General features: G+C 35.2%; 18 protein-coding genes. 9 read left to right on the top strand and 9 right to left on the bottom strand.

Features of this window, described 5'->3' with window-relative positions:
• Positions 1–86 precede the first annotated feature (86 nt).
• On the bottom strand, positions 87–4148 hold the full coding sequence (locus tag DB42_RS07215; protein WP_044882379.1) for a hypothetical protein: 4062 nt from the start codon (positions 4146–4148) through the stop codon (positions 87–89).
• A 544-nt stretch (positions 4149–4692) separates the two neighbouring features.
• On the opposite strand from DB42_RS07215, the gene istA reads away from it, so the two are divergent.
• The 4 genes from istA to DB42_RS07195 all read left to right on the top strand — a co-directional run bounded on the left by istA (position 4693) and on the right by DB42_RS07195 (position 8700).
• Positions 4693–6204 carry an IS21 family transposase gene (gene istA, locus DB42_RS07210; protein WP_044882378.1) on the top strand — a complete coding sequence of 504 codons (1512 nt, stop codon included), beginning with the start codon at positions 4693–4695 and terminating at the stop codon, positions 6202–6204.
• A complete protein-coding gene (gene istB / locus DB42_RS07205) occupies positions 6197–6967 on the top strand; it encodes an IS21-like element helper ATPase IstB (protein ID WP_044882377.1) in 771 nt (256 codons plus the stop codon). The genes istA and istB overlap by 8 nt, the downstream gene beginning before the upstream one ends.
• A 261-nt stretch (positions 6968–7228) precedes the next feature.
• Entirely contained in the window at positions 7229–8173 is a 945-nt protein-coding gene (locus DB42_RS07200; protein ID WP_044882376.1) for a cation diffusion facilitator family transporter, read from the top strand.
• Positions 8173–8700, top strand: coding sequence for a DUF2937 family protein (locus tag DB42_RS07195; RefSeq protein WP_044882375.1), 528 nt, complete (start codon positions 8173–8175; stop codon positions 8698–8700). Before DB42_RS07200 ends, DB42_RS07195 begins: the two co-directional genes overlap by 1 nt.
• Before the next feature lie 88 nt (positions 8701–8788).
• On the opposite strand, the gene DB42_RS07190 is transcribed toward DB42_RS07195, so the two are convergent.
• Positions 8789–9733 (bottom strand): hypothetical protein, encoded by a 945-nt coding sequence (locus tag DB42_RS07190; protein WP_039384567.1) that lies wholly within the window; start codon positions 9731–9733, stop codon positions 8789–8791.
• Between the two features lie 212 nt (positions 9734–9945).
• Complete coding sequence (locus DB42_RS07185; RefSeq protein ID WP_044882374.1) at positions 9946–12480, bottom strand: hypothetical protein; 2535 nt, start codon at positions 12478–12480, stop codon at positions 9946–9948.
• A 701-nt stretch (positions 12481–13181) separates the two neighbouring features.
• On the opposite strand from DB42_RS07185, the gene DB42_RS07175 reads away from it, so the two are divergent.
• Positions 13182–13640, top strand: a complete 459-nt coding sequence (locus DB42_RS07175; protein ID WP_044882372.1) for a DoxX family protein — start codon at positions 13182–13184, stop codon at positions 13638–13640.
• Between the two features lie 743 nt (positions 13641–14383).
• Here the strand turns inward: DB42_RS07175 and DB42_RS07165 are convergent.
• From DB42_RS07165 to DB42_RS11710, 3 genes are all read right to left on the bottom strand, one after another.
• On the bottom strand, positions 14384–15373 hold the full coding sequence (locus tag DB42_RS07165; protein ID WP_238579012.1) for a M48 family metallopeptidase: 990 nt from the start codon (positions 15371–15373) through the stop codon (positions 14384–14386).
• Between the two features lie 74 nt (positions 15374–15447).
• Positions 15448–15747: a LemA family protein gene (locus DB42_RS11715; protein WP_255359362.1), complete on the bottom strand. Its 300-nt coding sequence runs from the start codon at positions 15745–15747 to the stop codon at positions 15448–15450.
• 8 nt (positions 15748–15755) lie between these two features.
• Positions 15756–16046, bottom strand: coding sequence for a LemA family protein (locus DB42_RS11710; RefSeq protein WP_255359361.1), 291 nt, complete (start codon positions 16044–16046; stop codon positions 15756–15758).
• 330 nt (positions 16047–16376) lie between these two features.
• On the opposite strand from DB42_RS11710, the gene DB42_RS07155 reads away from it, so the two are divergent.
• The 3 genes from DB42_RS07155 (at position 16377) to DB42_RS10540 (ending at position 19045) form a co-directional block, all read left to right on the top strand.
• On the top strand, positions 16377–16991 hold the full coding sequence (locus tag DB42_RS07155) for a DedA family protein (RefSeq protein ID WP_039384576.1): 615 nt from the start codon (positions 16377–16379) through the stop codon (positions 16989–16991).
• A 642-nt stretch (positions 16992–17633) separates the two neighbouring features.
• On the top strand, positions 17634–17945 hold the full coding sequence (locus tag DB42_RS07150; RefSeq protein WP_044882370.1) for a hypothetical protein: 312 nt from the start codon (positions 17634–17636) through the stop codon (positions 17943–17945).
• A 533-nt stretch (positions 17946–18478) separates the two neighbouring features.
• The gene (locus DB42_RS10540; RefSeq protein ID WP_052243877.1) at positions 18479–19045 is read left to right on the top strand and encodes a YtxH domain-containing protein; all 567 of its coding nucleotides are present in this window, start codon (positions 18479–18481) and stop codon (positions 19043–19045) included.
• Positions 19046–19535: 490 nt separating this feature from the next.
• Here DB42_RS10540 and DB42_RS07140 read toward each other — a convergent pair whose 3' ends face one another.
• From DB42_RS07140 to DB42_RS11705, 3 genes are all read right to left on the bottom strand, one after another.
• Positions 19536–20330, bottom strand: a complete 795-nt coding sequence (locus DB42_RS07140; protein ID WP_044882369.1) for a hypothetical protein — start codon at positions 20328–20330, stop codon at positions 19536–19538.
• Positions 20331–21228: 898 nt separating this feature from the next.
• Positions 21229–21657: a hypothetical protein gene (locus tag DB42_RS07135; RefSeq protein ID WP_044882368.1), complete on the bottom strand. Its 429-nt coding sequence runs from the start codon at positions 21655–21657 to the stop codon at positions 21229–21231.
• A gap of 214 nt (positions 21658–21871) precedes the next feature.
• Positions 21872–22003 (bottom strand): hypothetical protein, encoded by a 132-nt coding sequence (locus DB42_RS11705; protein WP_255359360.1) that lies wholly within the window; start codon positions 22001–22003, stop codon positions 21872–21874.
• A gap of 1257 nt (positions 22004–23260) precedes the next feature.
• Here DB42_RS11705 and DB42_RS07120 point away from each other — a divergent pair.
• Positions 23261–24853: a DUF4135 domain-containing protein gene (locus tag DB42_RS07120; RefSeq protein ID WP_044882365.1), complete on the top strand. Its 1593-nt coding sequence runs from the start codon at positions 23261–23263 to the stop codon at positions 24851–24853.
• Positions 24854–25640: the final 787 nt, after the last annotated feature.

Below are 25640 nucleotides of genomic sequence, written 5' to 3'. Positions count from 1 at the left end.
TTATTCTAAAATGTGGGGAGAAATCACGGTTAGAGAGAAAAGAAATTAAAAGTATTTTTCCGTACATTTTTTAAGTGTGCTTTAACCTAAAAAGGCAATAGATTACGCAACAAAGAAGAAGCTTTTTCTTCTACTTTATGTAAAGGATGGGTAGAAGAACTGGAATTAGGAGGGAATATCTCTTCTGAACTTAGCGTTCCATTTTCTGTAATCCATGGTAGAGGAAGAGTTGTAGGAGCGGGAGCTTTTCCCTCTTTCAAGCCTCCTGCAGCAATATGCAGAGCAGTACCGATTAACATTCCTTCAGGCCCTCGATTAGCAGCTACTAAGGCCGCAATTTTTGCTGTTGCTCTCTTTGTATCGATAGAGGCATTGTTAATTTTGCCTTTAAAAGGAATTTGTAGCATGTAATCTTTTGCTAAACCAGTAATGTTAAATCCGTTAATTAAAGATTGAGCCGTCAGGCCAATTGTCATATCTACGCGGTCCTTATCTAGATTTACATTTCCCCACGTAGCAATAGGATAGGAATTCATAATTAACATATCCATACGCTGGAAGAACATCTTTCCTGCCTGCATATTTATGTATAAAGGTGTAAACCAAACGCAGATATTATCGCTTTTACTAGTATTAAACAGGCTAAGAATAGAACCTAACTGTCCCCCTTTCTTAAAACGTACTTTTCCAAGTTCTAGAGAAGCAGCACCTACTTTAATCGCTTTAATATCAAAGTTTTTAATGGGTAAGCTAAATCCTTCCGCTTTAATATTAATATTAAGAGGATTGTCAGACCCAATCAATCCTTTAGTTAAAGGAAGAATATCTTCTAATACATATTTACCTAATTCGGGAGTGAGAGCTATCTGAGTATGAAAATCTTGATTAAGGGTTAAAATACCCTTTTTTAAGGTTGCATCTAAAGCTATACTTCCTCTTTTTCCATTTAAATTAGCAATAATGGGCCCATGCAAACGATCAATCTTTATACGTACATCAGCATTCACATAATCGCCTAAAATGGCCGAAATGCGTTGAGGTAAAAGATTTCCCACACTTGCAAATTGAGTTAAAGCTTTGACAGGAAACTGCTTACATTGAGCCTCAAGCGACATTGTTAGATGATTCGTGTTTAACTTGCCAGATGAGCTAAATAAATGATTCATTTGACCCATGACTGAAAAGGGAAGAGAGGAATGATCGGATACAACGCCGTGGTCTCCTTTTAAAGAAAAAGCAATGCTTTGGGCTAGCTGCTGACTTTTAACTTTTCCTTGAATATTTTTGATCCAGACATGGCTAGGAGTGCTTTTATCGTCAATATTTAGATGATCCACGTAGATGTGAGAAGTAATACTTGCTTTTAGCCAATGAGGATTATCGTTAGCATGCAAGGGAAAGGCTAGGGAATTTATGTCTAATAAAATTGTGGAAGAATCGGTTAAAATAACATGTGGTGATTTTTTATTTGGATTTAGCATGCGTTGACGAATGACCTGAAAGCGCTCGGGAGTTAAGGTAAATTGGGCGGTACAGGGAGAGCCGCTCTTGGCTATGACCATTCCCTCTTGAATTTTGAAATCTCCTTGTCCTTTAGTTCCTTTGCCACTCCATGCTAACTGCATGTTGCCTTCTGGCTGATTAAAATTGGAAAGATCAATTAAAGCATCCATATTAAATGATTTTCCTATAAGCATGCTCAAATCCTGATATCCACTAACTTTCTCTAGAAGAATGACAGGAAAGTTAACAAGCTGAAGCTTGCTTTTTAGCTGCATTTTAGAAAAACTTAATTGGCCTCTTTCTCTCCAGTTAGTTAGGCGAATAAAGCCATTTATCGAGCCCTCTTCGTGGGCACTATATAAGCTAGTTAGACCTTCGATTTGCAGATGAATGCTATTATCAACCTCCCTAACTTCCCAAGGTAGGGACAAATGGTGAATGGCGCCCGCGTTTTCGGAGAGGTTGAGCTGATCAATTTTAATCAATCCTTTAAAATTTGAAGATGTTAAGTCCAGAAAATTGATGCCCTTTTTGTCTACCTCCATGCTTATATAAATTTTTGAAGGCTCCTCTAAAGAGGTGCTGTTAAGGCTTAAAGCCTTTAGAGCTTTAGGGGTCAAGGTGTAGCTAATAGTAGCAGGGGAAGTAAGAAAAAGTTTTTCAAAGTTTTCTAAGCGTCCGCTAAACTGAGCTTGCCCTAAAGAACTGTTAATTTCTGCTTTAAGTTCTTCTATCATCACTCCTGCAGGTGTATTTTCTATGTCAGCAATTAACTGCAGATCTGCTTCTGTGCCTAGCAAATGCTTTAAATACAGATTATTAGGGGCAGGAGCTAATTTAGCTGTAAAAGTTGTTCTACTTCTTGCTAACGGCTCTCCTTCCATTTCTCCCTGAATGTGAGCAACTTCAAGCAGCCCTTCATTGTTAAAATTAGTGAGATTAAGTTGTGGAATACTGATCTGAGCAGCAAGAGTTGCTTTTCTTAATCCTTCAATATCAAGAGTAGGCATTTCTATTTTTTTTAGGATAACTTCGATGGGCACTAACTCTTGAGATTTTAATGAGTACTTATGGAGGCCCCATTTATTTAATAATGAAGAGGGAAGCTGATAATTAATTTTGGTAGGCTCGATTAAGGTTAGATGAGGTGAGAAGTTTAAGTAGATAGTCTCCATCTCAAGAGTGTCAGAAGCAAATTTAAGAGCAAGAAGAGGGGAGTCTTTATAAGAAAAATTAATTTGCGCATCAAAAGTTTGGCCTAAAGTGTCTACAAGTAAATGACGATGACTACTCATCTCTTCCACAAGTAAAAGCGGAAGTCCTTTAAGATCCAGTGACATTTCTGCATTTTTTAACAAGCTAGCAATTTTAGGCTTAAAAACCTTATTTAACTGCCCTTTGAAGTTCATTTGAGTAAGGGAATGATTTCTTAAAATTTGGCTATTAATGTTAAGGATGATTTTACTGCTTTTATCTAATGCATCAAGCATGAGATTAAATTTTTTCAAAGAAATGTTTCCTATTGGCTGTGAGAACGATAAATCAGCTTGATCAATCACTAACTTTGCTTGCATGTATGAATTGTTAACATCGATGTAATTCTTACTTTTTTTCCCAGAAGCAACAACCAATTCCATGGCATTCAGGTTAAAATGTCCTTTAGTAGCTTGCTTGAGCTGAAATTTATTATGCTCAGACACGAACTGGTTAATAAGGTTTACAAAATGAGGCTGTAAGTTAATTTCAATAGAGTCTGATTCTTTTACAAGGATGCGATCATCTTTTAATAAACCACTTATCATACCTTGCACCCAAGGTGATTTAATATCTAACCCCAAAGCAATTCCCTCTGAGCTGCTAGTTTGGTGAAGTTGTAAATTTAATGTTTCTCCAAAAAATGCCATTAATAGGCCGCGATAGCGGGGGTCTAAAAGGGTTATTGTTTCATCTAATAAACTGACAGGGAAGTCTCTTGCTTCTACCTGCAATTGAATAGCACCTATGGGCTGAGAATTAAAAGGAGGGGAAATAAAAAATTTAGAACTGTTTTTTTGATTGTTTATGGAAGCCTGGAGATTAAAGAAACCTTCTTGCTGGCCTTGAACAGTATGTCCACTTATATAAATATAATTATCTTTATCTTTTTCAAGTGAAGTAGATAGGGACATGTCTTTCAATGAAATTGCTAATAATTTTTTCTCGAAGGATATTTTAGGGGAATTTTTAGCTTGCAGGGCATAATGAATATTTGTACGGCCTTCAAGATATTGAATAATTTCTGCATTAAGCCCACTAAGCTCGAAATTTCCATTTTTTCCCTGATTAATAAGTAGCTTCCAAAGAGGAGTTTTTGCAGCAGCTTTATCTAATGACCCAATTTTTTGCTCTTCGTGATCGAAAAGAAGAGTATCTGCTAATGTTTGCTCTCCAAACCAGCTAAGCGTTAAACGTTGGAAAGTTATTTTCCCTACAATATGAGAATTGATTAGTCTCTCTAGCTGTTTATTCCCCCACTTGGTGGAAAGAATAGAGGGTAAAAAAATGATACCAATTAAGACGGCTAAGAGGCTCGTGATTAAAGTCCGCCAAATGATAGTAAAGCTCTTGCGGGGCAAAGAGGGAAGAGAGGAATCATGATTTACCATTTAACAGGCTCCATTTTAAAGACTTATGATTAAATATCACTCTATATTATAGTAGCGCTTAAAACTATTTCTGTAAAGGAAGTAAATTGTAATAAAGTATTTAAGAAATTAGGTTAAAGAGAAAATAAACAGCACGCCCTGCCATCATTTAGCGGGCAAGCCAGAAGTTGAAGTAGCCTTTAAAATAAGTAAATATAAAAAGCTTTATCTTGGCAATCTAATCAGCGGAATAGTAGTCCATGCTTACGAATCTTGTAAGCCCTTCATTCAATTTACTTACGCGGAAAAATAAAAGTTAATGAGTTGGCTTACAGCATAGGTGTCATCCGTCATGGTTAGTGACCCAGGGTCGGCAGTTTTAGTGACCCACCCCCTCGTCACCTTTAGTGACCCACCCTAGCTACCAAAATTTTTTTTCTTTATTTCTCTTAAACTGCATAAATCTTCATGAGACAATCTTTTTTAATCTTGTCTCGAAAAGGAGATTTTATGCCAAGGAAGAGGAATATGGTAGAATTACAACAAGTCATTTTTCGCTTAAAACTTGAAGCAAAGCATTCGCTCTATTAATCGCGATACCGGTATTCATCGTACGATTATCCGTAATCTCAATAAAGTTGCGAACAACAGCGGGTGGCTATCTAACGATAGGTCTATCCCCTCTGAGAATGAAATTCACCAGGCTCTCGTAGCTTTTGATTTAAAAAAATCTTCAAAATCGCATGGCTTAGATCCTCTTAAACCTTTAATTAAAGACTGGTTAGCAAAGAACCATAGTTTTGTGGTCATTCATAAGCTTATTCAAGAGCACATCACCTGCAGTGAATCAACTGTACGAAGATTCATCCATCAACACTTTCCTAAACAAATTCAACCTATAATGATCAGACAGCATATTCCCGGTGAATGTGCGGAAGTAGATTTTGGTTATCTAGGTTTATGCTTTGACCCTGAAAGTGGTAAAAATCGTCGCGCTTGGGTCTTTTCTTTAAGGCTCCGCCACTCACGCAAAGCCTATCGTGAAGTTGTTTTTGATCAGAGCACTAAGACGTTTTTAGCCTGTCACATCCATGCTTTTGAATGGCTAGGTGGAGTACCTACAAAAATTGTTATCGATAATTTAAAAGCTGGGGTAACAAAAGCTTCTTTGCATGAACCTTTACTCAACAGATCTTATCAGCAATTAGCAGAACACTATGCATTCATCATCAGCCCTTGCCTTCCTTACAAGCCTCAACATAAAGGTGGGGTAGAAAACGACATCAAATACATCAAGAGAAATTTCCTTTCCTTTTTCTTAGAAAGTCAAGCACAAAAAGGCATCGAAGTGCCTTCTAAAGCTGATTTTCAGAAAGCTCTTGACCAATGGAATTGCGAGGTTTCTGAAAAACGTAAAATTGGGGGTGTTGATCGTACCCCTCAAGATCTTTTTGAAGAAGAAAAAGAGCATTTAAAATCCCTTCCAAGTTGCCGTTGGGATGCTTTGGAATGGTATTGTACAATTGTAGGAAAAGACTGGAGAGTGCGCTTTGATAAAGTTTGGTATTCGGTTCCCTATGCTTTTATAGGCAAAGAAGTACAAGTGTGTGCTAGCCAAAGCTCTCTTAAAATTTTCCATGCAGGCCAAGAAATTGCTATGCATTTACGTTCATATAAGCCTAATGATTACGTCAGGATAAATTTACATGCCCCTTTGCAGCAAGAAGAAGTGCTTAATGCCACCCGAGGCGGATTACTAGCGCAAGCAGAAACCATAGGCCCTTCTACCTTAAAGTTGAGTGAAGAGCTTCTTAATGATCCTTCTCACGATAAATTGAGGCCGGTTAGATTAATTTTAAAGCTTGCCTTACGCTATAGCCCTGCTAGATTAGAGAAAGCCTGCAAACGAGCCCTTATCTACGGTACTATTTCTTATACCAGCATAAAAGCGATCTTAGAAAAAGCTTTAGATCAAAAGCCCTTTGAAGAGCAATCTACCCAATTAGATAAACCGCAAAAGTACTTTAAATTCGCTAGAGACCCACAATATTTTACCCAAGGAGCTATGTATGGATGAAATGATTTTGCTTAAAGCAAAACTTAACAAGCTTAAATTGCCTAAATTGTTGGAAACGCTTCAGGAACGTTTAAAACAGGCTATAAAAGAAAAATGGTCTTATTCTCAGTTTTTGGACATATTGCTTACGGATGAAATGGATCGTCGTAATCACAGTCAGTTCGCAAAAAAGCTCGTGAAAAGCCATCTACAAGTCAATAAGACATTAGAAACTTTTGATTTTTCATTTAACACAAAGATTTATGAGCCTATCCTTAAAGAATTAGCGACATGTCATTTTGTAGAGAATAAAGAATGCGTGCTAATCATCGGCCCCAGTGGAGTAGGAAAGAGCCATCTTGCCCAATCAATAGGCCATGAAGCTATTAGAAAAGGCTATGAGGTGCTTTTCTATAGAACATACCAGCTTTTTTATTGGATATCTATGGGCCATGGAGATGGCAGCTATAGAAAAAGATTACAGCAGGTCATTAAAGTGCCTTTATTAATTTTAGATGATTTTGGGTTACAATCGCTTAGTGAAGCCAGTCAAATGGATCTTTATGAAGTAATTTGTGAAAGATATGAGAAGGCTGCAACGATTATTACCAGCAATAGAGAATTTGGAGAGTGGCAGGAAATATTTGCCAATCCATTAATAGGTAGTGCAGCACTAGATCGTTTGATTCACAGAGCCACAAAGCTTGTGATTGAAGGAAAAAGTTATCGTATGGAACAATTCAATAAAAGATCAAAAAAACAAAATAAAGAAACCGGGAAGTAAAGAAAAAATCCAAGCTAGGGTGGGTCACTAAAGGTGACGAGGGGGTGGGTCACTAAAACTGCCGACCCTGGGTCACCAACCATGACGGATGACAATAGGGTATGGTTTGAAAGGCCTTAGCATATTTTCTTATCCGATAACCCGCGTTAGTATGCTAATTTATCCACCTTTAGGGGTGAGAAGCAATTTTTATAATCACATTGCAAAGAGAAGGAATATAATTCTTTATCGTTTATCCTCTATTCTTTATATTTTAAGATTATGAATCATTATCCTGATCCTGTTAAGCTTCCTTCCTATGTATCCATAGCGCGTCGTGAACGTAATCGTCAGCTTATCCTTTCTGCTAAAAGAGGGGTTTATATACGCTTGCTTATTATCTTGGCTGAAAGCATGGGAGCATGGGCTTTTGCCAGTTCTGCTTTAACACTTGATGCTATCTCTAGTTTTGTAGATGTTTTTTTTAGTATTTCTTTAATTTATTTTATAAAATTTGCTGAGCGACCTCCAGATAAGAACCATCCCTTTGGACATGGGCGCTTTGAGCCTTTGGTGGGAATGCAAATTGGCATAGTCATAGTTCTTATTGGCTTGCTGGCATTCTTTCAACAACTTTTTCATCTTTTTGCAGATAACCATGAGTTACGGGCTGCAACAGCTTATGCATGGATAATTCCTGCCCTGGCTGTTGTTTTGCTGGAAATTTGTTATCGCCTGGTGATAAATACAGCTAGAAAGCAAAACAGCCCTGCTTTAGCTGCTGATGCCTTGCATTATCGCTTGGATAGTATCACGAGTGCAATAGCGGCCCTAGCCTTAATTTTAGGAAGTTATTTTCCTGTTTTAAGTGCTTTAATTGATCATCTAGGGGCTCAAGCCATCGCATGCTTTATGATAGGTATAGGAGTATATGCAGCAAAAAATAACCTTTATCAGCTCATTGATAAAATTCCTGCTAAAGAATATTTTGATAAGGTAAGGTCTGCTGCCTTAAGCGTGGAAGGGGTAGAAGAAACAGAAAAAATACGCATCCAACAATATGGGCCGGATGCTCATATTAACATTGATATTGAAGTCGATCCTCATATGTCTGTAATGTTAGCCCATCAAATTACTCAAAATGTGCGTGTCGAGATTCAAAAAGCTTGGCCAGCGGTTAGAGATGTCATCGTCCATGTAGAGCCTTATTATCCGGGGGATCATTAGTGCTTAAGGGCTTAGTAGGTCTAATAGATCGATTGTTTGCTGTCATGGGTGCCTTAGCTTTTTCTCAATTTCCCCTATTTATCCAACAATATCAACAGAATTTATTAGGTCATGTTGAAGAATTAAAAATTCAGCTGCAGGCAATGCAAAGCGCTGCCTCGGTTACTGGAAAATCTTTACAGCAGTATATCGTAAAATTCTTAAACAGCGCAGATACGGATTTCCAGCTGCAAGGTGCTTTAATGAATAATATGGTTGAACGTTACTATACCCTCAACGACAGCTTTCAAGCATTGCAGGAAGCTTCTATCTATTTTAAGCCTTTTTTATTTATTAAATATGGTGATTGGAAAATTGCCAAGTTAACATGGCAATCTTATAAAATAGGTATCTCCTTTACCTCAGAAGGAGCTATCTACGCAGGAATAGGGGTTATTGTGGGCGTGGCTATTTATGGGCTTTTAAGCAAGCTTATTAAAGGCCTATGGGGATATTACTATCAAGCTGAGGAAAAAAGCAGGATATAAGTAATTCACTGAACGAGGTAATAGCAAAAACAATTCAGGGGGATCCTGAGGCGGCGTTCGCTGGAATCCTTTTTATTAAGCTTTTATCTTACAGAGGCTGTGAAAAGGAGTGGTCGCTATTTTCTTTCTTTTTTATAATATTTTCGGGCGTATCAACTTCTTGGAATTTCCAATGGATAGGCCTTTCAGTAGTAGAGCTTGATGCTACAAATATTTCTTTTTCAGTGTCGCCGGGAGCTAGGTAGATGACCTGAGGCTCAGCAGAGCCCCAATAATAAAAACGAGTCAAAGCTTGCAATCTGGGATCATGGGGATATAACTTCACCGTTAAACTTTGAAGAAGCTTACCCATTTTACGAAAATTCCTTAACATAAAGTTAAATTTATCAATGTATACATTTCTATCCATATCGCGGATAGGTTCTTTTTCATTTCTAGTATTTATGTCTATCAAGGTGTCCATAAGAAGACTTTCGATGATTTCTTTTTTAATTTCGTTGAAAATGTGGATATAAATGTTTAATTTTTCTTGTTGGCTAGATAAACTTAATTCTTTATTTCCTATTTCTTCCAGCTCAATTCTATTGCATAACGTGCTAATTTTATTATTAAAATGCAATAATAAATCTCCGCCTGAGGTCTCATGCTCTTTTTTAAATCTATTGGTAACGGGCGAGGATAAAAGTAAGTGATAAAGTGTATTAATAGTGGTACATTCCTGGCTTAGCTGGGCGTTTTGTGTCCTATATTTATCATTTTCTATTTTGAGAGTTTTATATTTATTTTCTAATTTTTTATTTTTTGATTTATATTTTTCTTTTTCCTGTTCTAAATCACAATATTTTTTATTTAATTTTTTATTTGCCATATTTAACTCGTTAAATTCCCTAACTAAATTAATTATTTTTTGATTAATAGCATCGCGTCCACTTGCAGAAATAGAAGAAATAGGCAAGAGACCTGGAGAATGAGCTTCTGGCGTGGAAGACTGGGCAGACGAGCTCGTTAAACATGGAGACGATAAAGAATTCATACAATCAACCTTGTAAAAAAATATATAAACAAATTTCTTATAGCGGCTATAAATTTATTTATTACAGATAAGTATTTTTAAGAGAAAGTTATTTTTGCTTGCTATTTCATAAAAGACAGAAGGATAAACAGATAGATATTCGAGGAGAAATTGAGTGAATTAACAATTTTAAAGATATAAACTTTTAGGCAAATGCAGAGGAAAAAGCTTTTTTATAAGTTCTTTTCCTCACATAACTGATTCCAAAAATCTCTCATCGGAGGAGATAAAAATTGCCAAAGTTTTTTTAAAGGTACAGGCCATTTATGATGATGTTCAGTGTCCACAAAAGCAATTCTATTATCTTTAGCGATGGGCATGTTAAAATTATAGGGAGAGTCATTAAGTCCTAGCTCTTGAAGGAGAATATAAATCCAAGAAAGTGTATGGCAATTAATTATAGGGCTTTTCCACATTTTATTGTTTTCTTTTCCAGAAAAGATATCAATTTCATTTTCTATAACAATAAAATTTTTTCTTTGTAAATTATTTTGTTTTAAAGGATAGGGAGCCTCCGGTAAAGGGTATATCCATTTAGTAGGAACTACAAAAAGGTGATTAATATGATGCCGATTCAACGCTTCTTGGATAGAAATAGCGCCTGCGACACGTGCATAACAACGCTCCCAATCATTAATTTCTAGTTGATCATCTCCAAAAAATTTAAAGATAAACCCTGGAATATTCTTATTTTTTGTTACAATTGTTTTGCTAAAGCGCATGGGAGTGGGCTGTATGAATCCTGCTTTTTGCAAACTCTCTTTATTTTGAGTCACGCGTTTACTAAAGAGACGATCTAGTTTAGGCTTAATTGGGTGATTCTCAGGTAAGAAAAAAGGTTGTAATTGTAGCCAAATATTTGGTTCTATATGGGAAGGTTGGACATAATAGTTAGGATAAAGGGAAGGAGCATTTGCACTTTTGGAAATAGGTGGATGAAAAGGCACCAATAGATGGACATAGGGGGGAGGAAACTCTATTCTTCTAGCTTCTTCTTGTAATGAATCGCGCGAGATTTGAAGTACAGTACGAGGAATAGCTAATTCATAATCATACACGCGAATAAGAGGTGAAGGTGTAGAGTATTGACCTTCTCTTTCGGCGATAATGCGATAAAAGGCATAATCAGACCCAATTTTTATAGAACAATGGGGTGTGGAGATTATCCAATTATTGGCTTCATCAAATAACTGTTGCTCCTGATCTATCCAATTAAACTGCTTTTGCGTATAGAGGGAGGGAGTGAAATCCAAAGCATTGGAGGCAAAAATATGGTATTGGGTATCTGAAAATTCGGAAGGTTCCCAACTAATTTCATATTCTTTTTCACCTATTTTTTTAAACACCGGGTGAGCAATAGGTTTAGGCTTATCAACAGTAAATTTAAAGGGTGTTGACCACTCGCTCCAGCAGCTATCTTGTAAAGTTTTAACACGAAAGTAGTAATTTGTTTGAGAATTAAAGAAAGTATCAGTTAGCTTATCAATCGTCACTCTATTTTTAAAATCTTCTATACGTTGAAAGTTAGGAATAAGATAATCGAAATTGATATCCGTCGATATTTGCCACCATATTTTTTCGGTTAAGTTGCTAAGCGAAGATAACTCAAAGTAAGGAGATGTATGATCAAAGTGTGCGCTAGGGTTGACAATGCAAACATCGGGACTTTTCTTCAATTCTAAATCATAATGGACGGTTAGCAAGGTAGCGCCCACATCTTTCTTTGCTCCTATGTTCACCACATTTGATCCAAGTGTCCATAGGTGTTTTTCGCAATTTTGACCTACAAGTGTAAGGGTTCCTGTAGGGGCATTGACTCTTATCTCTACAGTCCATACAGGCACTTCAAAATCATATCTACTTTGAGAGGTTATAATTTTCTTCTGGTTTTCAAGTATAATCTCTTCGGGAGTATGATTGATAAGCTGGGCGATAGGATAAGCAGAGGTAAGATATAAAATAGAAGAAGGTAAAGCACGTTCTGCTAAAATTACAGTTTGTTCCACAAGACCATTATCATAGAAAGTAAGAGTTTCTTGGGGATATAAAGTGGAGGACTTGTTTGTCCATTGCATACCAGGCTTTACATCATTGGGCTCAAAGCCATCAAATTCTTTAGGAAAGATATCTAAATGAGCAAAATTCATACTCGATCGTGAAAAATCAAACTTACTTTCTAGATCCGAAGCTTTTGTCCTTAATACCAGGAAAGGGTCATCAGCTACCTCTTCATAACCGACAAGAGTGTGATTGTCTAAAGCAAGGTATCCTAATTGATGCTTCTGGTCTATGAGATGCCAGTGATTATTAAAGTAAAATTCTTGTAAATCACGCTTACTAGCAGGCACCTTTCTAAACGGTAAGTTTATACTGCACCCTAAAGAGGAGGAGTAAGCTTCATTTTCTGCTATCTTTAGTTGGTATTTTTGCCACCATCTCCAAAAGTTTTCTTCTTTTTCAAGCTGTTGCATTCCTATCTGTTTTTGCTCTTCCCTATCCATATTAACAGACAAAAACAGGTCGGAGATAATCTCAGAAGAAATATTTTTCAATGTATAACTATGTACTATTAAGTGTTGCTTAGGTTGAGTGGGCTCAATTTTCAAGTATGTTTTCGGTTCTGTGTCAAAGGTGCAAGAGGTTTCTATTGCCAACAGGGAGAAAGAACTGCAAAAGAGGAAAGCCCAGCTAATGAATGATTTTAACATTTTTTTAAACCTACTTTTTTAAGGCTAATAGGAGACAACGAAGCATGATGTAGGATAACCAAACAAGAGCTGCTAACATGAGAGCTGCTGCAAAACTTTGCCTTGCTTCAAATGTCTCGCGATAGAAAAGAATAAAGCTAAAAAACAGCGCTGTTAACGCTATAACAAGGCTGATTTTATCTATAATTTTGGAGGAATACATAAGAATTTAGCCTTTAACTGGTAATTTGTCTTAATAAAGCAGGCTTTTAAATTTACTTCAATTTTTTTTCTAAAAAGATTATTCAATAAGGGCTGCCTTTAAAAAATGGACACTGTAGCAGGCAAAATTTTTTATTGTATGAAAAGCAAAAAGGGGAGCCATTTGGAAATTTTTTATACAGGGGAGGAGACAATTTAAAGTTTCTTTAGGAAGGTAAGCTTTAAAAATAAAATTATTTTGTAGATTGAGCGATAAAACTTTACCTCAAGATTACCAAAAGTGCTTTTCTCTAGAGGGGCATGGTTAAAGCAAGGAAAAATTAAAAACTAAACACAAAAGTTAATAGAATCACTATTATTCCTTTAATTTTTTCTGATATTCGGTAAAATCATTATTTTTCGAATAAAGATAGAGGATAGATTTCTATAGCTATGAGTGGATATTTGAGCAAACAGCAAGAAGCCATTAATGACCAAACAACACTTTACCAAGAGTAATTATGAATAATTTAATTATAAGAAATTTTTATTTAAAATTTAATAAAGCTGCGGCTACTTTACAGTCAGTATTTTTGCTACTCGTCCGTATCTATTTTGGCTGGTCATTTTTTTGGGCCGGCCTAGGAAAACTTCAGAATATCTATGGTACTGCTGAAGCTTTTGCTAGCTTAGGTATTCTTTATCCTCTTTTTAATGCGTATGCTGCTAGCTTAATTGAACTAGTAGGAGGAGCTTGCTTATTTTTAGGCTTGGGAGCAAGATTAGCAGCTTTTGCTTTGTCTATAGTAATGCTCGTTGCTCTTTACACTGCTCATTATGATGCTTTGTTAAATATCTATAGCGCACCTGAGCAGCTTCTTACCCAACTTGCATTTATTTATTTGGTTGCTAGTATGATTATTTTGATTTTTGGCCCAGGTAAAGCTTCAGGGGACTCCTTGATTGAAAAAAAATTGTAAATAGAGAAAGTTTAGAAAAAGGGGATAAATTTAAAGAATGTCAAGAGTTCTTCTATTTAGAGTGAGCATTTGGCTAGTTTAAATGATGCCCCCTTGAATCTAAAAAGGGAAAGATTTTCCTATAGCGGGGATAGCTTTTTAAGAAAAGAAGCTATCTTAATAAAAGTTGCCTCATCAAATCTTTATAAAAAATCTCTTATAATTTTTCTAAGGAATTGAAGGTTTTCAAGGCTTTGGATGTAGGCCTCTTGAATCTATCTTTCGCTACGTTTCTTCAGCTTATAAAAAATTAGGCAGGAATAGGGATGATAATAAAAATATTTTGTTTTTACCTTGACTGACGTTGACTGTTCTTTCTCTTGGAAGAAAAGAGCGTTGAGAAAATGCATTGTACAAAGAAGCAATAGCTGTATATAGCTTAAAAAGAGAATCGGATCTTTAAAAGCAGACTCTCTTCCTAAAGATAAGCTTATGTTAAAAATATAGGATTGCATAAAAAAACTGCTCAAAAGCGCATGAAAGGCCTTTAGAATATTAGAAAAACCGTAAGATGAGGGTAATCAGTCTTAAGCTGTAGACCTTTTCTTACTGCCGAGGATTTTAAGAGCGTATTTATTTATTTTTCTAACATGCGTGCTTAACTAAAATAAAACCAATAAATGAAGGTATGTAAATCCTTCTTAAAAAATAATAATAGGAAAGTCATCGAATAATTTATTAGTAACTAAATTTTAGCTCAATCTTTAATGATCTAAAATTTTAGCATGGCGCCATTCTATAGGCATATATTCTCCTCCTTCAAGGGCAACTATTCTTTTTCTTATAGGTGGATGGGTAGAGAATAAACTGCTTAAGCCCATTCTATCATTAAAATATAGATGGGAATAAGCCATTCCTTTTAAAGGCATTTTTTTATCTTCTGCTCTCTCAATCTTTATAAGTGCTTGAATAATACCGGCGGAATTTCTAGTAAATTGTACAGCACAAGCATCTGCTAAATATTCACGTTCACGGCTTACCGCTGCTTTTAAAATAGAGCCCATAATCCAAGTTAAGGCTCCCGCTACAAATATAAGGAGAGCTGCAATAACGACAGGATTATTTTCCTTTTTTTTCCTTCTTTCTCTTGAATGAGAGGTAAATTGAAGGAGACGCATGCCAATATATAAAGCATAAAAAAAGCCCATTACCATCGCAGCAAGGCGCATGCTAATCTTCATATCACCATTATAAATATGGCCAAATTCATGAGCGATGACCCCTTGTAGTTCTTCTCGAGTCAGTTTATCTAATGATCCTTTGGTAATAGCGATGGCTGCGTTTTCAGGTGTGAGACCCGCTGTAAAAGCATTAATTGCGTCTGTTGGTAATATGTAAACGGGAGGTACGGGCAACGAAGAAGCTATAGCTATTTCTTGCACAATATTTAACAGCTGTTTTTCTTTCAGATTATTTGTGTGGTCATCTATAAGCCGAGCACCTAAGGAGCGAGCTACATAGGCGCCTCCCTGCGACTTATAATGGCTATATTCTACCAAGGCTATACCACAGGTGATAATTAAGAAGGCCAAACCTAGTAAAGGAATAGGAGGATGATAGCTATCTTTAGCTAAGTTGCGCATCACATATTCAATTAATGTGGAAATTAAAAGCGTGAGCGCTAAGAAAAGACCTAAGTATAGACTTGTTTTTGAACGCGCTTTTTTCTGAGCTTCCCAAAAGTTTATAGCCATACAAACTATATCCTCATTCTTGACTTGCTTTTAGGGTAGGTTGGCAATTTTAAAGTTAATTTAATTTTCTTTGTCTACGAAGAAAAAGAAACCTTTACAGCTTTTTTAGATTCTTCAGACTCTGCCTCATATAGTTCAGCAGGCTGGTGACCTAAAGAGGTAGCGATAAGAGCTGCGGGAAACTTTTGTTGGATATTATTATAAGCTAATACTTGATCGTTATAAGCTTGTCTAGCAAAAGCTACTTTATTTTCCGTTGTACTTAGCTCTTCTTGTAAATTATGCATGGTATCACTAGCTTTAAGTTGAGGATAATTTTCTGCCAAAGCATAGATGTTGCCTAAACCTGCTTTAAGACTGGCTTCAGTGCTCATTAGTTCTTTCATGGCTTGATGGGATGGTAATCCACTTTTTTTATCTGCTCTCTTATAGCAGAGGCTTGGCTCCTAGCTTCAATAACGGCTTCTAAAGTGGACTTTTCATATCCCATATAACCTTTTACCGTCTCTACTAAATTTGGTATTAAATCATAGCGACGCTGCAGCTGAACATCGATTTGGCTCCATGCATTTCTTACCTGGTTGCGCGTTTCAATGAGCCTATTATAAATCCCTATTAATGAGAGAGCTATGACAGCAAGGATTGCAATAATAACACCAATAGTTATCAACATACATTCATCTCCTTTACAATATTATATTTAAAATAAAGTCTATAGTATAATGGAACGTTTCTTCTTTAAGAGAGTAGTAACTAATGTATATTCATAAGCCACTTATAATAAAGAAAGCAAGAGAATTTATCTTTAATCTCTTTAGCAGGCCAAAATTGAGTTTTACTTTTTCTACTCAAATATGAGTAAGGGAAAAAATTATTTATCTTTATCTCAATAAAGCTCTTAATCTTGCTTTTTATAGGCTTATTTAGCATTACACTTTGGTAAAAAAGTTAATTTTAGCTAAGCTTGTATCCCACGAACATTATACATTACCCTTGCAAACTCATGGAATATTTGAACGATACCTTTTCTTTATGGCTATTAGAATATGGGAGCATGGCTCTTTTCTTTTTGCTTGCACTTGGAATTGTCGCCCTGCCGATTCCTGATGAAACGCTTATGGTTATCTCAGGAGTTATGATTCATCAGGGGCATTTATATACAATTCCCACTCTTATGGCAGCCTATCTAGGCTCTATGTGTGGCATTACCTTAAGCTATATGTTAGGAAAGACAGCAGGTCATTTTATTATTAAAAAGTATGGTAAGTGGATTGGTATCAATGAAGTGCGCTTAAAAAAAGCACACGATTGGTATGAATATCTGGGAAAGTGGACTCTTACCTTTGGATATTTTATCCCTGGCGTGAGGCATCTTACTGGCGTGCTCGCTGGGATGACAGAACTTACTTATACAAGCTTTGCTCTTTTCGCTTATAGCGGGGCTTTTTTATGGGCTACAGTCTTTCTTTCGATTGGTTATTTTTTCGGTCCCTACTGGTCTTGCGTTCTCTGCTTCTTAGATGATCATCCCTTAGAATTGATTATAGCAGGAATATCTATTTTACTAATTATATGGCTAAGCAAACGTCGTGATAAAAGCAAAACAGTGACTCAATGATTTTTTAGCATAGTGTCTAGAATAGAATGCAAAATTTAGCTTAGAATTAATTTTTCAACTAATTTTCTTGAGCTCTTATTGTTGTCTAAAATCTAATTTCTTTAGGAAACGATAAGGTGGGAAGAGTAGCGAGACAAGAAAATTTGCTTTACTCTTATCTATATAGTTTTTTTCTTTAGGATCCTTTTAAAACTTCTGCCCTTTCTCAAAAATCAGTAAGCGGTCACGGGGGTATAGGGCTCCAGATGTGATTCTGCGGGCATCCGTAAAGTCAAAAATGCTTGCAAATAGCAATTTTTCTATTGATTGCGCTTTATGATTTACATTTATTTCTCAGCATCAATAATTTAAATAGCAATACTCTCTCACCCACCAGGGTGGAGTGGGCGCTTACAAAAATCATATTTTATTGCCAAGAGTTCTTACTTATTTATACTCACTGTTTTTATTGCTGTAAAATTTAAAAGTTTTTAAAAATCTATACTATCTTTAGTTGGGTTTTTTATTTTCAAGTTTAGTTGGATTTGTTTTTGGAAGTTTGTTATATTAAGGACTCGGCTACAAACTTAAGTTACAGGGAAACAGTAAATAATTTTAAAGTTATGAACGATATTTTGAAATTAACGCATCAAGGGGGGCTTTATGAAAAAATTAAATTTAATCCTTACAGCTTTAGGTGTAATCTGCTTTACATGTTTATCAGCAAGCGTTTTTTGTGCCACTCCTGGAAAGAAGATAGATGATGCTTTAGACAAAGGGAAAGTTAAATATAAAAAATTTAAAAATATTGTCAAAGATAAATATAGCGATGCTGTAGAAAAGAGTAAGGATAAACTCGATGAGGCAAAAGAAAAAGTAAAAGATAGAATTAATTCTACCAAAAAAAGAGTTAGAAGCAAGACAGCAAAAACTCAAGATAACGTTGAGAAAAAGGTGAAACAGAGTAAAAGCTAAGGATTCTAATTATAATGGGCAAGCTTTATATTTTGAAAGCTTGCCCTTAACTCATCTTTTTACTGTTCATTATTTTTCTTCCATTTATAAGAGATCCTCGCTTGCTAATCAGCTTAGACATAGAGTGAAGTGCAATAAAAGAAACGCGGAGAAATTTCGAAATGCTTGTAATTTTAAAGCTTGCTAGCCTGTTCGTTTTATAAAAGAAGCAAGGCTAACCTTTAAAATTGATGACAAGCGGTCAACTTTTACATTTTCAGTTATTTTATTAAATGCTTTTCAAATATTTAAATCGTGAAATTCTAAATATTAAAGGAGGGGACCTGACCTCTAAAGTGAATAGGGGGAGCTATTGCCTTTTAAAATTATATCTTACATCAAATAATGTTAACAATTATTTTATTTGTAGGACTGACTAGCTTTAATTGCGATAATTTGTTAGATTAGTAAATCTTTGGTGAAGGTAATTTTACCATTCAACAACTTCTAACTGCTTAGTATAATTTGAACTAAATTTGTTAACGGAGGTCTTTATGAAAAAACTAAATTTTGCCCTTACAATTTTAGGAGCTATTTGCTTGACATCTCTATCAGCAAATGCCTTTTGTGCTACTTTTTGTGCTACTACTCCAGGAGAAAAGCTAGATAATACTCTAGATAAAGTCCAAGATAAATATGAAAATATCAAGGAAAACGTAAGAGATAAATCTAAAGATTTTGGCGATAAAGCCCAAGATAAATACGAAGATATTAAAGATAAAACTAGAGACACTGCCGAAAAAATAAGAGATAAGTCCAAAGATCTTGGTGATAAAGCCCAAGATAAATATGAAGATATTAAAGATAAAAATAAAGGCACCGCCGAAAAAATAAAAGATAAAGCTAAAGATATCGGTGATAAGATCCAAGATAAATATGAAGATATTAAGGATAAAGTCAGCGATAAAACTAAAAATATTGCTGATAAAGTCAAAGATAAAGTGAATAAGGGCGCAAGACATGCAAAAAAAGAATCTCATCGCGCAAGAAAACACTTGAAAAAAGCTGAAAAGAGAGCAGCTAAAGCTGAGAAAAAAGCTCAAAGAAGAATGAAAAAGTAAGTGTCTTTTCTAAGTGGCAGGCTTTTAGATATAAAAGCCTGCCAAAAATTTCTTCCCTTTAAAATTAAAATTTTATCGATCTTGGCGTTATTTCCCCTTGTAAATACTATTCATACAATTTTCCTTCTCATTAAAAGTTAGGCGAGTAATTCTACGTTTTAAAAAACTTAGCCTGCATACCCAGCCCTCTGAAAGATGTCTCTCTGCTTAACAAGAGAGATTTTATAAAGTAAGGGACTGCATAAAGAGTAGCTCAAAAGCGTCTTCTAACTAACCTATAAGCCAGGGATGAAAAAAAATGTATAGTCCTTTCTAAATAAAATATTGGAAAAAGAAAGCTTCCAAAAATAACTTTAAAAAAACAAAGGTTTTAGAATAGTTCGCTTGCGGATAAGTGTTTTACTATGGAAGTGTAGTCAAAAAAGTAGACTAAGCAAGCACTATAAAGAAGACATTTGAGCAAAGATTTCTTGTGCTTCTCCTAAAAGCTCTAATTAATGGCTTTTCCAAAAAGGTAACCGAAAATAGTAAAATAGATAATTCCTATAGAAAATATTAGCTGTTGGCTATGTAATCTATTTCTTAGTGTATAGCCTATAACAGGTAAGGCTTGCAGAGCATGAAGGCCAAAAAAATGTGAGGATGTTAGATAACCTCGAGAAGTATAATCTGCAAAGGGTAAGCCCCATCCGCTTAGTACTTGTCCCTGCCTCAAATACATATCCTGAAAAGCGATAAAACCGCCTTCTAAACAGCTTAAAAGAAATATAACTAAACCTAAGCGAATCCCCCATAAATAAGCAGGGGAACAAAGAGTAGTGGGTTGAAAAAATAAATATAAAATATAACTCGTAATAAGGGTATTAGCTACAATTAATAGATGAGAAAATAGGTATAGACACATACCATAGCAGATAGCAAGGGTTAAGGGTTGCTCTATGCTAAAATGATAAATTTTTCCTTGTATACTCTGTAGAACAATTACAAGCATTTCCATAAATATAAGCAGGGCTGTTAGCCGGCTTATAGCTAAAAACATTTTTGTAGAAATTTTCAAGTATACTAAAATCCATCCTATCGTCAAAAGATAAAGTCCGAAAGAAAAAGCGAATTTGATAGGCTTTATCCAAGGGATGGTCTCAGATGCTACAGGGGAACCTAAGGGGATTAAGCTTAATAAGAAAATTGCTAAAGCAAAGTTAAGAATTGCTAGATAGAAGAGTAGGGGATTGCGCTTTTTGCCTTCTCCTATAAAGTATTGCATAGTAAGTGTAAAAGATCTCATGTTCTCTCCAAAGATATCCTACACTTGTCATAAAAGAAATTTATTTAAAAGGAAATATTTTTATTAAGTTGCTTATCAACGAATCTTTGAAAATAAGTCTTTTAATCATCGTAAATCCTTTAATTAGTGGAGATAGCACACTGACAAGTGAAGAAGCAATCAAAGCAGATGTTAAGAGCTTAGACAGACAAGGAAGGCATAAGAAACCCATAAAGTATTTTGCTCCCTAAATTTATAAAAACAAGGAGAAGAACCTTTTAATTGAAAGGTTAGTGCTAGAATCATTAAAGAAAAATTTCGGAATATAAAAAGGGAATTTTAGGGCACTACGATAAATTTACCATGCCCTTCCTTAATTAAAATGTAAATTATATGCTTTTGAGTTGCTTTTTAAGCACCAGTATACTTTATAAAATCATCCCCTTAAGTTGAGATAAAGCTTTTTACAGAGGCAGGTATGTAGACTTAGCTTTTTAAAGCGTATTATTTAGTTAATCATCTAAGCATCTTATTTGCAAAGAATGGGTCAGAGTCGCTTGCCTATACAAATCATACATACAGCTTAAGAAACAACTTTTGGAGGTTAAATGAGTACATTAAGAAATCTAATCATGAGAGGTGAGTTGTGTGTAAGTTAGCTGCCTACATTTATCAAAAAATGGAGAGGAGTGCAGTATATTTGCATCAAAATTCTTTATCACCAAGGTGACCGTTATCAATTTTCTGGCAGACGCTATATACATGCAGCTCGTAGGCAGCCTATACTTCCTGTTATCTAAAAAACTCTTTATATCCCGCGCTCGCTTACTTTTTTTATTATTATTAAAGCTCAAATTAATCTTAAGTTTCTTTAAAAACTAATTTTTGAAGCTGTCTACGCAGATTTATAGAAAAAATATTATTCCATCTTCCCCAATATAGTCATCGCTACCACGCTACAGAGTAGGAGTAAGGGAGTAATAGGTAAGGACTTATCTGCTGGTTGATTAGAAGATGTTCCAGATAGTGCCAAATTTTCATCAGTAGCATAAGGATAAATTGTCTCCACTGCTTTCTCAGCTTGTTCTAGCACTGACCACTTGTAAAGGGAAGGAGATTTATAATGTTTAAGATGTTTATTTTTGTTAAGAACTTCTTCTTTATTAATATAATCTGAGATTTTAGACTGAATATCATGGAGTAAGCTATTAATTAATAAATTTTTTTCCTCTAAAGTTTTAATTTCTGAAATTCCTAAAGAGGTTGCTTTCTGTTTTACCATCTCTTCTTCAAGAGAAGGAGCAACAATTTTATAGAAAACTTCTCCTTTTAATACGTCAACTCCCATTTTCGCCCCCTAACTGTTTTTATTAATTAATTATCTGGATCTATTAATTAGATATAAGTTAAACCCATTTTAAATGCAATAAATATCATTGGTGCCTCAGGTGACTAGGTGTAAACAAAAGTGTTGGCAATCTTTTTAAGCAGCAGATTTGTAGGAATTCCAGTAAGCTTCCCAATAACCATTTAATCTACCTATCCTTAACCTCAACATCGCATTAGCATTTTCTGTCTTCCACCAAACTCCCACTATCTTCAGCCTCTTTGGTATCACATGCCTTAAGGCTACTTTCTGTCTCACCAGACCCAATCGGTAAGCCTTTATCTAAAGCGTTTTTATAATTCATCATATCCAGTCTTTTTTACCATATACCTATAGCATCCTACTAAGCCATACTCCTGCCCAGGATGATCTAACGCCTTGAACTTAATTTCAATCTCTTTGAAAACCTTTCGGCTTTTTCCAGCTTTTACCTTCTCTTTACATTCTTCTAACCACTTTTTTAGATCAAAAATAGTGCCCCAAATTGCAGCCTTAAGATAAATATTCACATAGATGATAAAAATCAATTAAGTGGCCGCATCGATTGCAAAACTTTAGTTTTATTTGCTTTAGCTATCCAGGGCGCTTCATCGATTATGGCATGCACATAGCTGCCTTCTTTCATGCCCGCTATAAGAGCACATTCTAGCATCTATTGACCTGCTGTTCTGCCGGTCCAGTACTACCAGCATAGAAGCGGTTGGCTTTGTCTTTACCTTTTGTCAAACTTAGTTTGGCTTCTTTCTAACATGCTTTTCTTATTTTTCTTGCATCTTTTTTGCTTGTTTGTCGATCTCGTCTATCTTCACAATGGGTACCATACTCTCATCTATTTCACTGATAATGATTGCTTCTTGACTCGACATTTCTTTTTTAGCTTAGCTATTTCGCTTGCATGCTTTTGGGTAATCAATCTAGCCAAGGGTCTAATCAATTTTCCTGCTTGTAGGAAGCATCTCTCTTCCATACCTACTATCCCAAATGTTATATGCCAATTTAGTTTTTTTGAGTGCTGCCTTAATTTCATTTCCCGAGCCTTGGCTTCTTGTTCATTTACTTGATGCTTTGCCCAATCCTCTAGGCATTTTTTCCCTAAGCCTCTAACTTCGGGAATAAGAGCAAATTCAGCATCATCCGCCACTTCTATCCCTTTAACTCTTTCGGTAATATAAATCTTTAATGGATTCTAATAAGTTGGGATGATTCTTTAAGCGATTTACTACATGATTAACTTCTTCTTCGTTAAGCATATGCAACCTCCTTTTGCTACACTTTTAGGAGGTATTAATCCTTCCTTATCTTGCCAACACTTTTAATTACACCCCAGGTGAGTGATCATTAAATCAATTTATTGAGATTATATCGGTTTTATGAGGAAGACCTTAAGCTTCTAATTTTAAGGAGCTTTTATGAGCCAGCCCAAGGGCAAAAGTTCCTCTTCCGTAAGCCTGCCTTTAAAAAAAAGCATTAAATTATGTTTAATATTAAACAAATATTCACAAAATAAATTATTTAGGTTATAATAAATGTAAATTTTTTTATTAATGTTTCATAAAAGGTTAAAATGTCTTCAAACAATGTAAGTTACCTCTCTTTTAAATATCCTTTCATAAATTTTACCTGTGTTCCTCAAATTATTGCGAATAAGCAGAGCAACTTAGAAAACATAAAGGCAATCGCAAAAAATGTTTTTTCCGAAGTAAAAAATTTTCCAAGCCAACATCCTAAGATTTTTTTCTCCTCTTTAAGTGGAATTTTTTTATTAGGAGGAGCTTACGCTTTATATTCGTTTAGGAAACCCACTCTACCTTTATTTTCTATAAAAAAAATTGTTCAAAATACTCAAGCTTATATAAAGGTAGATAAAGATAGAGAAGCGAAGATATATGTAAATAATTTTATTAAAGCTTATCTTATATCAAGCGTAATTACTGTCCAATTAGGCTCAGAGAGTAGAGATAATTTCCTTCAACACTTGTCTGAGAAAATATTAGATGTAGTTAATATGGAGGAAGCTTTAGAAAGCTCTAAAATTATAATGATTGAAAACATTCTTTCTAATTTTGTGTCCTTTATTAACCAAATAAAGAACAGAGTAGAAAGAGATATTAATCAGGGAAATTTGAGGTATTTTAATATAGCAGAAGACGACACTCTTGTAGAAATGTTGGCTTTAGGAAAGGAAACTCACTGTAAAGGCAAAATACCTTTTAAGTTGATTTTTGGGAGAGGGGAGGAAATTATTTACAAGCCCCGTTCTATGTTACCTGAATTATTATTATGTGATGAAGATAGAGGATTATTAAACACTTTTGGATTTGGGACATATAAGGTGCTTGATCTTGAGGATGAATTTAGTAAGCCCGATAGCTTTTATAGCTATTGCGACGTACTTAAAAATACGCCAGACAACAATACCATTGCTAGTAATGAAGAATTAAAAGATTACTTTAAAAAGTTATGTGTTTTAGAAAAGATTGCTCAACGACTTAGAATATCTGATTTGCATTACCTAAATATGATTACCTCTAATAAATCTCCGTATTTAATTGATGTGGAAGTATTTTTAATTCCTAATTTTGACCAAGTAGGAAGCGGGATTTTCAATAATAAGGACGGGGCCGCTTATTGGTTTGATTGTTCCGGAGGCGCTGATCCTTCCTTGAGGGGATTAAATCGTCTCTGGTTTACGGGTAGATATCAGCAAGAAATCTCTGGTAATGAAAATGCAGCACAGCTTTCCTACATGATTACGGATGAACAATTGAAGATAGCAGACATAAATGTTAAAAACTTATTAGAAAATATTGATATGTTTCAGGAATCCGACTCAGAATATGAGACAAGAATACAGGAAATTCATGAGACTTTGGAACATACAAGAGGACGTGTGGTTTTATTGAATACTAGCTCTTTAAACAATATTACTAGGCGAATTGATCCCGCCCAAGAGGAAGGTATACAACATTTAGCTGAAGCCATACAAGAGGAAGTTGAAGCGTTGCAATTGACTTTTCATGTCGATAACCTAGAGCAAATAAAAAAGCAGATTTGTTTAGATTGCTTTAATAGAGATATTCCTGTTTTTTACTATAATAGCTCTGAGCAACATCTTTATTACTCTGACGTACTAATTGGAAGCCAAGGTAGAGGGTAGTAAATCTTAGGAAGCCCTCTGCAGGGAGGAGTGAGAGTATATCTTAAATAATTTGTATTAAAATTTTATCTTAGATTAAAACTTGATTCATCTTACAACATTTAGGAATCAACAAAATTAATTTTAAACATTTAAAGTTAACTGGATTAGAAAACAAAAAATTTGGATGCAAAAAGCACCTGTCCTAAATATTACTTTAATAGCACTGCAAGAAACTGGACTTATGGAGTAGATGAAGCACAAGTGGTCAATCTTACGCTTGAATAACACTTTGTTAGCAGTAAAATAAAAGGAGCCAACTTAAGTGGTTTATAAGAGCGTAACGTGAAGAAAAAAAGGTCCTTCATTTAGCTACTGGAAACCAGCCACGTAACAAGGAAATCTTCATAAATATAACGTCTGATAATATATGTTATGTTGTATAAGTGCCTGGGCTCAGGAGATTTTATCTTTTTCAAAGCCAGTTTGAAGCAAGCCAGCTTTTTTCAAGTATTTTTTTGTGAATTGACGAGGATTTGGAGGAGAACATTTAGTGCTTCTTTAGAAAGCTCGCCTCCTTGCTGTGCAACTGCTCCTAAAGTATCGGAAGTAGAAGACAAGGTAATAGAATCGCCCTTTTTGAGAATTGGGATGAGAGCATCTGTCGCTTTTTTATTATGTAATACGCTTTAAAAAAAGTCGAGTAGCGCGAGGGGATCACACCCTCACGCTCTCACAGTTCCGTACGTGAGCCTCTCAGCTCATACGGCTCCTATTGTCTAGTCGCAGGTATGAGGTGAGTCGACCT

Source organism: Neochlamydia sp. EPS4 (genome assembly GCF_000813665.1).
Taxonomy (GTDB): domain Bacteria; phylum Chlamydiota; class Chlamydiia; order Chlamydiales; family Parachlamydiaceae; genus Neochlamydia.
This window is presented reverse-complemented; position numbering and strand designations above follow the sequence as displayed.

What these genes read in the sequence shown, in the direction of transcription:
- DB42_RS07215 (WP_044882379.1), bottom strand. Translation starts at nt 4,148, where the DNA reads ATGGTAAATCATGATTCCTCTCTTCCCTCTTTGCCCCGCAAGAGCTTT.
- istB (WP_044882377.1), top strand. Translation starts at nt 6,197, where the DNA reads ATGGATGAAATGATTTTGCTTAAAGCAAAACTTAACAAGCTTAAATTG.
- DB42_RS07200 (WP_044882376.1), top strand. Translation starts at nt 7,229, where the DNA reads ATGAATCATTATCCTGATCCTGTTAAGCTTCCTTCCTATGTATCCATA.
- DB42_RS07190 (WP_039384567.1), bottom strand. Translation starts at nt 9,733, where the DNA reads ATGAATTCTTTATCGTCTCCATGTTTAACGAGCTCGTCTGCCCAGTCT.
- DB42_RS07185 (WP_044882374.1), bottom strand. Translation starts at nt 12,480, where the DNA reads ATGTTAAAATCATTCATTAGCTGGGCTTTCCTCTTTTGCAGTTCTTTC.
- DB42_RS07175 (WP_044882372.1), top strand. Translation starts at nt 13,182, where the DNA reads ATGAATAATTTAATTATAAGAAATTTTTATTTAAAATTTAATAAAGCT.
- DB42_RS07165 (WP_238579012.1), bottom strand. Translation starts at nt 15,373, where the DNA reads ATGGCTATAAACTTTTGGGAAGCTCAGAAAAAAGCGCGTTCAAAAACA.
- DB42_RS11715 (WP_255359362.1), bottom strand. Translation starts at nt 15,747, where the DNA reads ATGAGCACTGAAGCCAGTCTTAAAGCAGGTTTAGGCAACATCTATGCT.
- DB42_RS11710 (WP_255359361.1), bottom strand. Translation starts at nt 16,046, where the DNA reads ATGTTGATAACTATTGGTGTTATTATTGCAATCCTTGCTGTCATAGCT.
- DB42_RS07155 (WP_039384576.1), top strand. Translation starts at nt 16,377, where the DNA reads ATGGAATATTTGAACGATACCTTTTCTTTATGGCTATTAGAATATGGG.
- DB42_RS07150 (WP_044882370.1), top strand. Translation starts at nt 17,634, where the DNA reads ATGAAAAAATTAAATTTAATCCTTACAGCTTTAGGTGTAATCTGCTTT.
- DB42_RS10540 (WP_052243877.1), top strand. Translation starts at nt 18,479, where the DNA reads ATGAAAAAACTAAATTTTGCCCTTACAATTTTAGGAGCTATTTGCTTG.
- DB42_RS07140 (WP_044882369.1), bottom strand. Translation starts at nt 20,330, where the DNA reads ATGAGATCTTTTACACTTACTATGCAATACTTTATAGGAGAAGGCAAA.
- DB42_RS07135 (WP_044882368.1), bottom strand. Translation starts at nt 21,657, where the DNA reads ATGGGAGTTGACGTATTAAAAGGAGAAGTTTTCTATAAAATTGTTGCT.
- DB42_RS11705 (WP_255359360.1), bottom strand. Translation starts at nt 22,003, where the DNA reads ATGATGAATTATAAAAACGCTTTAGATAAAGGCTTACCGATTGGGTCT.
- DB42_RS07120 (WP_044882365.1), top strand. Translation starts at nt 23,261, where the DNA reads ATGTCTTCAAACAATGTAAGTTACCTCTCTTTTAAATATCCTTTCATA.